The organism is Rhizobium sp. B230/85, from assembly GCF_019355735.1.
Taxonomy (GTDB): Bacteria; Pseudomonadota; Alphaproteobacteria; order Rhizobiales; family Rhizobiaceae; genus Rhizobium; species Rhizobium rhododendri.
Genome location: NZ_CP072159.1, coordinates 215,071 through 226,706, shown reverse-complemented (window position 1 = coordinate 226,706; position 11,636 = coordinate 215,071). Strand labels below are relative to the sequence as shown.

At 49.4% G+C, this 11,636-nt stretch carries 6 protein-coding genes and 2 pseudogenes; 6 read left to right on the top strand and 2 right to left on the bottom strand.

Annotated elements, in window-relative coordinates; translation table 11 throughout:
• The first annotated feature begins 1,522 nt into the window (after positions 1 to 1,522).
• Together J5289_RS27735 and J5289_RS27730 are read left to right on the top strand one after the other, a co-directional pair.
• The gene (locus J5289_RS27735) at positions 1,523 to 2,155 is read left to right on the top strand and encodes a RolB family protein (protein ID WP_209207354.1); all 633 of its coding nucleotides are present in this window, start codon (positions 1,523 to 1,525) and stop codon (positions 2,153 to 2,155) included.
• A 1,409-nt stretch (positions 2,156 to 3,564) separates the two neighbouring features.
• Positions 3,565 to 3,942, top strand: a complete 378-nt coding sequence (locus J5289_RS27730; RefSeq protein ID WP_111219446.1) for a hypothetical protein — start codon at positions 3,565 to 3,567, stop codon at positions 3,940 to 3,942.
• A 911-nt stretch (positions 3,943 to 4,853) separates the two neighbouring features.
• Here J5289_RS27730 and J5289_RS27725 read toward each other — a convergent pair.
• Entirely contained in the window at positions 4,854 to 5,213 is a 360-nt protein-coding gene (locus J5289_RS27725) for a transposase (RefSeq protein WP_209207355.1), read from the bottom strand.
• Between the two features lie 851 nt (positions 5,214 to 6,064).
• Here J5289_RS27725 and J5289_RS27720 point away from each other — a divergent pair.
• Positions 6,065 to 6,634, top strand: a complete 570-nt coding sequence (locus J5289_RS27720; RefSeq protein WP_209207356.1) for a RolB family protein — start codon at positions 6,065 to 6,067, stop codon at positions 6,632 to 6,634.
• A gap of 624 nt (positions 6,635 to 7,258) precedes the next feature.
• Here the strand turns inward: J5289_RS27720 and J5289_RS27715 are convergent.
• On the bottom strand, positions 7,259 to 8,287 hold the full coding sequence (locus tag J5289_RS27715) for an IS110 family transposase (protein ID WP_209208108.1): 1,029 nt from the start codon (positions 8,285 to 8,287) through the stop codon (positions 7,259 to 7,261).
• A 119-nt stretch (positions 8,288 to 8,406) separates the two neighbouring features.
• On the opposite strand from J5289_RS27715, the pseudogene J5289_RS27710 reads away from it, so the two are divergent.
• From J5289_RS27710 to J5289_RS27700, 3 genes and pseudogenes are all read left to right on the top strand, one after another.
• Positions 8,407 to 8,966 (top strand): annotated as a pseudogene (locus tag J5289_RS27710) (transposase); the annotation flags it as partial.
• Positions 8,967 to 9,038: 72 nt separating this feature from the next.
• Positions 9,039 to 10,160, top strand: a complete 1,122-nt coding sequence (locus tag J5289_RS27705) for an IS110 family transposase (RefSeq protein WP_219276675.1) — start codon at positions 9,039 to 9,041, stop codon at positions 10,158 to 10,160.
• Between the two features lie 256 nt (positions 10,161 to 10,416).
• A pseudogene (locus J5289_RS27700) lies at positions 10,417 to 10,929 on the top strand (IS630 family transposase); the annotation flags it as partial.
• Between the last annotated feature and the right edge of the window lie 707 nt (positions 10,930 to 11,636).

Below are 11,636 nucleotides of genomic sequence, written 5' to 3'. Positions count from 1 at the left end.
AGCTCGTCAGATACTCGTCGGTGAGCTCACATCCGGACCCAAAGGCAATACCATCAAGCCGCTGCAACTGAAAAATCAATGGGGCGTGGACGCCGCATACGATAAAAACGTGGTTGAAGATCAATTTATAGAGCGTATTTCCCTGGGGCTTAAGCACACAATATTCTCGAAGAACAACGTGAAGCAACCATAAAGAAGGTCGCAGCCCTTACGCTAACAATATCCTAAAGGCATATTGCTCATGAAGGCAGGTTACGTACGAAGCGTGCGATACTTTACGTGCCGCTCAAATGAAACGTAGGAATGACGCATTTCCTTAAGGCACATATGCGTACCCCCGGTTAAACGTTGCCGCATCAATTAAGGATGCAGATGGCTAAGCCCGACAAAATGCGATTGTGGAGGATAAATGCAATAACAGGTGTATTCATGAGTAGGGGACTTTTAGAAGGTGCATATTTAGCTAACACAATGCGGCCGAACAGAATGCGATACGACAAACGTTGGAAATCCCAGACACCTATGTCGATGCCGATCGTGAATACAGTGAAAACATCATAGATCTGAATGAAATATAGCCGTAGAATTAATCCGCGCGAATTAAAGGCGCTTTTATAATTGGATGTGCGATACAATACGGACTGCCGATAGTCCCGATAGAGCAGTGCTAGTTATCCCATAATTTGAAAAATGAAAAGTTCGTGTCAACAATAAGAGGGATATACGCTATATATAATATAATATTTTCGTCAAAACTGGGATTTGAAGCAGTAGTGCACAAGTGAGATTTATAATTGCAGTCGATAACATTTTACTCTGAAATAATATATTTGAAATTAAGTATTAGTCTTCATTTAAATGTCTTAATTCTCAATTGAGCGAATAGACAATAAAAATATTGTCGCTCTAAAAATTCCATATTGTTTGCCTGGAAGGTGGGGCAGGCTCAGCTAGCTAAAGTGTGGCTGTTGAATGGAGAATCCGCTCAAAGATTCACTTATACGCGTCCTAATTGATCAGAGCCCATGGGCCCATTCTCGCGCATGAAGAGCCAGAGATTTTCAACCAGGTTCAGCTTGGGTGATTTAGTACTACAGTTGCGTCTGCCTCAAAATCATGATTCACTTCTGTTGTTTGACGGGAGGGTATACGATGTCGGTTTCGTGTTGGTCTGGATCAGTGGTCACTATACGTTGGCTTCCCAAGAGCGACGTAAGCGTGTCGTCGCCATCATAGGTAGCAAGACATCGTTAATCTGTTTTCGCCACCATTATTGGAATTTCAACAATATGTTATCGTTCGTGCAGTAATTCCAAGTTTTATCATATAAGATATACTGTTGATTACATATCAAAAAATTTGCTTAAAAAAGGTTGGCTTGGAAGTCTTAGTCAATTAAATCGGTGCAAACGGCCTTAAGGTGGACGTCACCCATGACGTGATAACATCCGCATATAGATATAAGGGTTTGCTATTCCACTCCGATTTAAGCATAATAAACTCGCTAGAAGGTTTTCTAGCTATGGCAGTCTCAAGTTGGGCAGTTCGTGATTTTTCTCTTATCTCCGGAGAGGCCGAACTGAAAGTTCGTCTAGAGCAGGCACGTACAGATTTCAGGGCTATGCTCACTGATATTGTGTATTTCAATCGTTCCAGTGAAAACCCAAATGAGTTCGATGATGAATATATTTTGACCAATCAAGCCATCACTTTTGTTTATGTTAATCAAGCTACTGCCATGGCCTGTGCATTCAATCGCTTCCTCCCTTCCAGTTCCTCTAACTGTGGGGCTGTGGCTACCCAAATTCCGCCGTGGCTTTTAAGCTCTCAACAGTTGAACCACATACTGCAGGAGCGTTGCGATCAAGGCGGGCTGGTCAATTACTACAACGGCCCACAGGCAAATACTTCCTTTTTGGCAATTTTTACGAGCTCAGTTTTTGTGCGATTCGGAACAGAACGCATTAATGGTGAAAGCTACGGCTTCTACTCTAGGCACGGAAACTACACGGAGGAAGGAGAGGATGATGAAGACGAGGACACGCAGATCTATGAGGAGCATGAAGATCACGAAGTGCAGGCAAGAGAGGTCCAAATTGGTGATCTGAGCCATTATCCAATTTTTGCCTTTGGAACGTGCCACTTTTCTCTATAGACCCTTCAAATGAACAAAAGTATCTCGGCCATAAAAAGACAAGAGGAGCGATGGAGCATCGGCGTCAGAATGGGAAATTGTGAAAAGCTATTCCTGTTCTGTGGAGACTAATATTAATGAAATCTGGGAAAAGTTTTATTAGGATGCTTAGTTATAAATACAAATCAATATCATTGAGTTTATAAAAAAATATATATTCGATTAATTCTCCTGACGGGAGTTTATGTTATCGTATCTCGCATAAAATTATGACTGCCATAAAAATAAATGTTTAAGCATATATTATTTTGGAAAATAATATATTTAATTTATAGACAGTAATTCTGTATCCCGTTGAATGGCGCTGCTGATAGATAATGGCGTCGAAGGACTGAGGACACGCTGAAAACTCGAGACAGATCCCATTCGATCATAAAATATGTCCATTTTTTACTTACTACACGTATTGGCGTCCTGTGGCATATTACGAGAAGATCACAATATTAATTTTTAAATTGATAAAAGTATTATCGATATCCAGTGTCTTATCTCCATTCAGTCCTCAAATCGATTGCCTATTAGACCCGAACCATTTATTAGCTATGACGTGTAAATGCCTCGCGAATCTCCTGCCGAAGTGCCTAAGCAAGTGTCCCAATTATGTCGATGTGCGGAATGGAAATTGTCTTTTTAAATGACTGCTTTGTCCAAACAAGATTGAAATGTGTGATCTGAAGTCACTTTCGTCAGTGAAGACCGTGTTAGTTGCCCGTGCCCGCAATTTACGGGATATAGATGCAGAGCAGATGGATTTGATGAATCTGAACTCCTTTCAAGCTTTTTGAAAAAGAGGCGCGACACTTTCATCGCCGTTGTCAAGGAGATCACTTGAATAACTGTTAACGCTTTCGGGTTGATAAATTTACCCTCGTGATGCCGACTGAAATGTGGGACCATGACAATGGTTGGCTTTCGGTGCTAAAGTAAACAGCGATAGATTGACGTAATATATTTCGGAGTGAACCGAAAGCAAGTCGTGCCTTTGCGTAAGTGTGATGCATATGATGTTTAGTACGCCGAAGGGTTGTCGATGCGATCCAGGTCGGAGCTTTCAGCCACATTGGATATGCGCCATCTGCGGCGAATTTGTTGTTTTACTGCAAATTCGCAAATTTGAATTAGGGATTGGTCTATAAAGTGGTGGGTAAGATATTGAGGTCTCGGGAAGAGTTATGCCGAGAAGTCAGACGTGCTTGGAGAACCGAGTTTATACAAAAAAATCTTAAGGCATTAACTTGAATTCTCTGCCCGGGGTCGTGGGCCAAGTTTTAAAAACTATTGCGTAATGCGGAAATTCGGGCGCTTATTACGCTAGGATGCCTATTTAACCAGAAAAAACTGCGATATACCCTTACAAGAAAAAAACCACGATGAACTTCACAGACATTCCTTCGGCTTCCCACGATCTAGCTTGGGCAAAGCAGAACTTTATCACCGACCACGGTCAGTTCCCGGTTTTGAATTCTGGTGAGAAAATCTCCACCAACAAGCCACTTCTATATAGGTACGGAGGAGCCGAACTGATATCCCAAATCGAGGACGGATATTTCAAACTCGCAGCGAAACGGGAGATAACATTTGTTGCCAATGCGCCAAATGTGGTGAAATCATCAGACAGCACTGCGACCTACTACGTCGCTATATTCCCAAGCACCTACTTTTTGCATCTGAGGCAGCCTGTTCCCTACTTCGCAAGATGCCATGACTCAGAGACTTTGTATCCTGTTGTCGCGTATGGAGCAATGTGAAAATTTAAGAAGTGCGCGGCTTAGTGCCCGTGCTAGCCTTAAAGATATTCGCTGCTCACCGTCGCCAAAATGTATTGTATGACCTTTGGTCAAAATTTACTATTTTCAATAAATCAGTACTTGATACGATGTTTCGGATATTAATAATATGTAATCTAATTAAATGTTTAATGAAAGAAATTCTGTTATCATGTGCGCCTGATGAAACGAGTAAGGGCCGGATAGATGTTCAGACAGAATATCCTACTTAGCAAATAGGCTAGTTAATCGGCTCGTTAGGACTAGTTACGGCCAAAGATGTAAGCCTAGGCCAGATCCGCAGCGCCGCTGGCGACGGCAGAGAAGCCTGCCATGATCCAAGAGCCTATGAATCGGACGCTATATACACCGTAGCTTCTTCCATGGCATACAACCGAACCAGTTGTTTACTTGCGTAGGTTGTTGACCAAAGGGCCGCTCATGCTTCTTCAGGTAGTGACGTCATGGCGTTCCATAGTTTGCAAAAATTGGTAAATTTGCAAAACAACACCCTTCGTGCGGATAGGCGCCTGATGAATGATCTAAGCCCATTTTTCCACGGGCCAGACCAGACGGCAACTCACTAATGTTCTCATTTAAAATGCAAAGCGAAGTCAGCGTTGCCACGCAAGGTTGAATTATGAGTTGTTGTAAGTTTGTGCCGTCGCCACCCGTGACATTAGGAAAACCTGACAAGATTTATTGTCGGTAATGCCCACTCCTGTATTTGTTGGTAGGTTTGTCCACGAAATGAGAGAACTTGTTGAAGTATCCCATCGGGTGATTTAAGGTATTGAAGTTGGACATATTTTTGGGACTCGTAGCCGCCACGTGGTCCAAGATTTTCATATTGTGGCAGGCTTTTTGCAGCCTTTGATGACTTTAGAGTCCATTCAAGAAAGCGGGTAGCGAGCGAGCCTTCTGGTCATGAGCTTTATCATTGCGGTTTGGATGAAGGCGAGGCTTGTGGCTGAGAAACGTTCAAAATCCTTTGCCATTCTGGGGTTTGTGCCGAGCCACGCCAGCGTTCGCTCGATGATCCATCGCTTTGGGAGCACCTGGAAACCGACCTGGTTACGTTTGACAATTTGCATCGGGCGCGGACTTGCCTCTTCGACCTTGGGGCCCTGATAGCCGCCATCGCCGCAGATTTGCTCGATGAATGGAAACCGGTTGGCGAGCCTGTTGAAAACAAGTGCCGCTCCGTCGCGATACTGAATTCCTGCTGAGTGGACTTCGGCTTTCAGGAGCATGCCCAAGGTATCGACCAGAATGTGCGCTTGCGGCCTTTTATCTTTTTGCCTGCGTCATAACCGATATCAAAACGGGCGTCCGGGCCAGTCTTCACCGACTGGCTGTCGATGATCGCAAATGATGGTTGCTCGTCGCGCCCCTCAAGCTGCCGCGTTCGGCAATAAAGCGCATCATGGATACGACGCCAGGTTCCGTCCCGGCAGAACCGTTCGAAATAGTTCCGGTGCGTAATTAACGTGACCTAAATAAGGAAATTAGATAAATTCATTCAAACAATAAAAAGTGGCGCAGCCTTCGATGCATGCTATAATGATAATGTTTAACGTTACTATTATACTATGTAATTCCGAAGATGGCGGAATATTTTAAACAGAGATTCGGCACTTCTCTATGATTTGATATCTCGTTGAGAGAGATCTGCCACGAGCACGAACACGTGAAGCGTCTTCCTGAGATCCACGTTAGCTGTGTTATCAGTAGCAAAGTCAAATTGGTCGGGCTGCCGCCTTAGGAGACTTTTAGCGCACATGAATGCGACCCGACCGGCGCGAAAGTTGGGGTCACACCGTGTTTTTGAGGTGATGCTGCAATAAGTGCGCTGGTTGACTCGTGCGAAACAAGTAGGGTTCTCTAATCACGTGGTTTAGCCGAAACTCGCGCCATTCTCTCGCGGGGCAAATGATTTACGGAACCATGTGAGGATGAGAGAAAGCCTCGCCCCATTTCGGGCGTTAACAGGCTGGCATCAGGTGTTTCCGTTTCTATAAATAGAAGCGCGCTAAGGGTGTTCCCCACAGCAGAAATTTGATAGTCGAATTATTCAGTACATTTCGATCTCCACCTTAAGAAGATGGCAGGCCTTTCTGACGCTGTAGATCTCACTGGTTTTTACAATCCGAACGAGGTTGAAACGGCTCTGGACAACGCTGTGGCACTCTACAGGACACTTCGCGAACCGGCTCGTAGTATTCGCGGTGGACACAGAGCCAATGTGGACGGCCGAAATTTGTACGTCTACTCACGAACTGAGGACATCGACCTTGAGGGACAGGTGCTCTATATCTACATGAACGCATCCACTATGAATATGTGCGTTGCTGGTCAGCAGTTGCATTCCAATGCTGCGAGTGGTGCCGTCAGGGCAACGACGCTGCCACCATTTCAGGTGAATGTCACTGCCGCGGCAGTTTGTCAAGCCTTAAGAGGACTCGGAGACGGTGGGGTTATCTCTTACATCGATCAGGTTTATTGCTCATACTATGTGGCAATTCTTCCGAGCAATCGTTTCGTGCATACTGTCAATATGCAGCTGCAGGACTTGGAAGGAAACGAGCTGACCTACGCGGTCCACGAGCGTCCCCATGACTCCCACATAGTCCGTTATGATATCATTGCATGTGGCGTGGCGCTCTTCGTTTAAGAGGGCTGTGCGCGATCAATGTGCCAGAGCCGTTTTTTTTAAGTACAAATAAGCCGAATCCTCCGCTCCGTAGAGCGGTAGGTGCCGTTGTTGCGATGTTGTTTCGCGTGTCTGTTATCGCTTTCTTGTTTATGGCGTCGGCTTATGGCCGCGCTTCACCTTGTATCAACTACCTGCCGTGCAGTAATAAATACGCAATACGCGTAATTAAAAATATATTTCGATTTTAATCGATAAACACTAATTATATTTCTGTCTTAATTTGATTTTCGATTATCTTAAGAGCCTTCCATTAACGTAATACGCGCCCTCGCTGATTTCGACTCTTGGGCTTCCCAAAAGGTGATGAATCTTCTGTGGTTGCCGCCCGTGATGCAAGAAGTCTTTGAACCGAAGGTCATGTGATCGAGTGCGGTCTTCTGTGAGGCCTGTAGATACGGCGTTTACAGAAGCCGCTGGCCGGTATGGTGATCTGCGGGTCGGGTCCAAATCTGAATCCCGAGCTCTTCTGCTCATGATTCAAGGCTGGTTTTCCCGATCCAGATCTTTTCGATCATTTGCCCATTCGGGTCGTCGCCTTCTCACACCCCTTTTTCCGACATTAGGCTACCTACAACACCTTCATCATGTTGTTGGCGCCTGTGCCGGAACTCGATAATCCTCATGTTTTGTCAGCAATGCCCAGACCGTGCGCGCCATCTTGTTGGCCAGTGCGATCGCGACCAACATTCGGGGCTTTCGCGCGAGCATGCGCGCCAACCACGATCCTTCGGGTATGGATTTCCGGCCCAGCCAGTTCAGGCGTGTCATTGCCCCAATAATCAGCAGCCTGCGGATATCAGACTGCCCTGACTTGGAAATGCGTCCCAGTCGTTGTTTGCCGCCCGACGAGAACTGACGTGGCACAAGGCCGAGCCATGCGGCGAAGTCACGGCCACGCCGGAAGTTCTCCATTTGCGGAGCAAAGGCTTCGATCGCCAGGGCTGTCAAAGGGCCAACGCCAGGAATGGTCTGCAAGCGCCGCGCCGTGTCAGCTTCAGCCGACAATGCCTTGATCTTTGCGGTCCGTTCATCGATGCGAGCCGTCTTCTCAGCGATCTGTTTCAACAAGTCGCGGCATTCTTCAAGCATCAACACAGGCAAGTCGCTGTTTTGCCCGTCCAAAATCTCTTCAATACGCTTGAAGTGGTTACGACCTTGAGGAACAACATGGCCATATTCATAAAGGCATGCTCTCAGCGCGTTGATCAGTTCTGTGCGCTGATGGACGAGGCGTTCTCGAGCCCGAAACAGAATCGCTCGGCTCTGCTGATCCGCGGATTTTGGCTCCACGAAGCGCATTTCCGGTCGCTGGGCCGCAATTACGATAGCCTCCGCGTCCGTCGCATCGTTTTTCTGTCGCTTGACGAACGGCCGTACATATTGCGCCGCGATCAGCTTCACTTCGTGGCCAAGCCTAACCATCTCACGTGCCCAGTAATGCGCGCTGCCGCAGGCCTCCATCACCACCAACGCCGGTGGGTGTTCCGCCATGAACTTGGAAAAGTTCTGCCGTGACAGCTTCTTTCGAAACCTGACTTGCCCGCTCATCGAAGCACCGTGCAGTTGAAAGACATTCTTTGCCAAATCCACGCCAATCATCGTATCGTTCATAACGGTTGCCGTCCTTTCCGCTAAGTGGTCACAACACCACATCTTGGCACATTGCGATGCCGTTTTGGGAGGGCGGCAACCACCCCATCTGAATCTGTGGTGCAAACTGGAGGTTTGCGATGGGAGCAGCGATTTCATTACGTGCAGATTTTGACGCTCAAGGTCTTCGGCGTCTGGCCCGCCAGAGCAAGCATGCTGCTCAAGCGCGTCGTCTTTTGGCACTCGCCGCGATCTATGAGGGAGGCTCACGCTCGGATGCGGCGCGGCTGGGCAATGTGACGCTGCAGATCGTGCGCGACTGGGTACTGCGGTTCAATGCCAATGGCCCCGAGGGGCTGATCGATGGCAAGGCCCCAGGACCCCGGTCACGGTTGAACGATGTTCAGCGGGCCGCACTGGCGAAGGCCATTGAGCGGGGTCCGACACCCTATCTCGACGGGGTCGTGCGCTGGCGGCTGTGTGATCTGGCCCAATGGCTCTGGGAAGATTTTCGTGTCTCGGTGAGCCAACAGACGCTGAGCCGGGAGGTGCGTGCCCTTGGTTATCGCAAGCTGGCTGCGCGACCGAAGCATCATGAGCAGGACCCTCAAGCCATTGAGGAGTTTGAAAAAACTTCCCCGCCGCAGTGGCAGAAATTGCCGCCGGATCGGCCCAAGGAAAGCGCCTAGAGATTTGGTTTCAGATGCTATGAGGGCGGACACCAGCTGACCTCCAGGTCATAATGCGGCGTCCACAAACTAAGGAGCCGATCATGTCATTTACCAGTGATACTATCCTCGTTGCTCTCGAACTCAGTAACTCCCTGTGGCTTGTTGGCACTCGCGAGGCGGGTGCCCGGAGCAGCCAGATGCACCGCGTCAGTGCTGGCGATACCGCGACGCTACTGCGGTTATTGAATGGGCTGCGGGCAAGCGGACAGGAGCAAGGTACCCTGTCGCCCATTGCGGTTTGCTTCGAGGCGGGACGTGATGGATTTTGGCTTCATCGTCTACTGATGGCGCAAGATATTCCGACATTTGTGGTGGAGCCAACGAGCATTCTGGTAAATCGAAGGGCGAAACGAGCAAAGACCGATCGTCTGGATGCCGAAGGAATGTTGCGTGTTCTCGCCGCCTACATCGCAGGAGATAGCCAGATATGCAGCATGGTGCGCGTACCAACCCCTGATGAGGAGGATGGCAAACGGGTGCATCGAGAGCGAGATTATCTCGTGCAGGAGCGAACTCGGATCGAAAATCGCATATCAGCTCTCCTTTTCACCCAGGGTATCCGCGCACGGCCATCACTGCGCAGCTGGGAGCGAGACATGGCGCTTCTTGAGACCGGCGACGGACGCAAGCTGCCACAACATCTTACTTCGGAGTTGAACCGATTACGTCGCCGCCTGGTCCTTGTCCGTGAGCTGATCAGCGAGCTTGACAACGAGCGCGATGAACACCTGACGGCTACGTCAGGCGATGCGATCACCACGAAGGTGACCGCTCTAAGCGAGATTTATGGCATTGGTGACAACTTCGCAGCGGTGCTGACACGCGAGGTCTTCTATCGCCATTTTGGAAATAGAAAACAGTTGGCGAGTTACGTCGGCCTTGCGCCCATGCCGCATCAAAGTGGCAATGTCGATAGAGACCGGCGCATCGGTCGAGCAGGCAATGCTCGAGCGCGAAAGACATTGGTCCAGGCAGCTTGGCTTTGGCTGCGGTATCAGCCGAAAAGTGACCTCAGTTCGTGGTTCCACCAGAGGGTCGGCAATTTGAAAGGGCGAGCCCGCCGCATCGCGATCGTCGCGATGGCACGCAAGCTTCTGATCGCGCTCTGGCGCTATACTGAGAGCGGCGAAATCCCGGCCGGAGCCGTTCTCCGAGCAGCATAGAAATCACAGCCAGCATTTGCTGGCTGTGCGAGGAGCACGACCGTCTTCCTCACTGGTCTAAAAAACCGCGTTTCAGGTTGGTCGTGCTCAATGGGGCTTGCCTCGTGCATGAGGCATTATGGTTACAGGTTCCACGTTGAACCCGACCGCATGTAAGGTTACGCAGCCAAGGCTGCCGCACAGCGCCGCCCCAAACTCGCAATGATTGTCTGGAATTGGAGGGTGGAAAAACATGGCAAGATAACGGTTGACGCGCGAACTCTCATGTAAGGACGAAGCCCGGATCGGGCAGAAGAACAAGATCACGCGCCGCTGGGCCAAGCGCGGAACGAGGCCATCCGCGCCACATGATCAACGCACAAGGTCGGCCTATATCTTCGGTGCGATCTGCCCCAAGCTCGATAAAGCGGCAGCTCTCATCATGCCGTGGTGCGACACCCACGCGATGACGCAGCACCTGGCTGAAATCGCCCGCCATGTCGACGAGGATGCCCACGCCGTCCTCATCATGGATCAAGCAGGCTGGCACATGTCCAACAATCTCGTCGTGCCTGAAAACATCACCATCCTGCCACTCCCGCCGAAATCACCCGAGCTGAACCCGGTCGAAAACCTCTGGCTATTCATGCGCGAGAACTGGCCCTCGAACCGCATCTTTAAGTCGTACGAAGACATCGTCGCTCACTGCTGCGATGCCTGGCGAAAGCTCGAAAGCCAGCCTTGGCGCATCATGTCCATCGGACGCAGAGAGTGGGCAAATGAGTTTTGATCAGTGAGAACCCGTATAAGAGCTGGCGCGGTTCGTCGAGACAGTTTGCGACGATCGCTAAGCGGATTTCCGCCGTTTTTACGCTGCGGCCTTCATTGGGATCAGCGCGTTGAAGTAAGCCTGATCCAGCGTCTGCCGGTCAAGCGATGAATGTGGACGTCGTGAGTTGTACAACAGGGCGACGGAACACCCACGGGACCGAGGTTCGGGAGCTTTTATATCTGTGGCACCCCTGGTCTGGGCGGCTCGTCCGCATCCATGGACTGGTGGACAAGGGGTCTACCGTGTTCCGCTGTAGCCTATCGGGTTCGACGTCATGCCGGTTGCTCGAAGTCCCGGTGTGGATATTTGACCGCACATTGAGTGCACGGTTGTTGGCCTTGCCAATTGCGTATGCTGATTTTGCTTGCCTTCTTGCTTTGGCAAAGTTGCTAAGAGGCAGACACTCCGTCACAAGGCTCGTCTATCCTGAATGCCGCGTTCTCGAAGAGACCTGAGATGGGACTGGCTCCTGTGCCCCATCTCCCGCATTGCACGGGGTGGAGCTCACCGCGTAAAGGCAGAAGGTTGGAAATCGGAACACGGGAACTTGGATCGTTTGCCCGGTCGGCAGGTGGTAGGTTTACGCATGTTTTCGTGTGTGCCATCTTAATAGTGGATTGGCAGGATATATATTGATGTTTAAATCGTGCATTCGTGCATTCGTG

What these genes read in the sequence shown, in the direction of transcription:
- J5289_RS27705 (WP_219276675.1), top strand. Translation starts at nt 9,039, where the DNA reads ATGTCATTTACCAGTGATACTATCCTCGTTGCTCTCGAACTCAGTAAC.
- J5289_RS27725 (WP_209207355.1), bottom strand. Translation starts at nt 5,213, where the DNA reads ATGCTCCTGAAAGCCGAAGTCCACTCAGCAGGAATTCAGTATCGCGAC.
- J5289_RS27730 (WP_111219446.1), top strand. Translation starts at nt 3,565, where the DNA reads ATGAACTTCACAGACATTCCTTCGGCTTCCCACGATCTAGCTTGGGCA.
- J5289_RS27720 (WP_209207356.1), top strand. Translation starts at nt 6,065, where the DNA reads ATGGCAGGCCTTTCTGACGCTGTAGATCTCACTGGTTTTTACAATCCG.
- J5289_RS27715 (WP_209208108.1), bottom strand. Translation starts at nt 8,287, where the DNA reads ATGAACGATACGATGATTGGCGTGGATTTGGCAAAGAATGTCTTTCAA.
- J5289_RS27735 (WP_209207354.1), top strand. Translation starts at nt 1,523, where the DNA reads ATGGCAGTCTCAAGTTGGGCAGTTCGTGATTTTTCTCTTATCTCCGGA.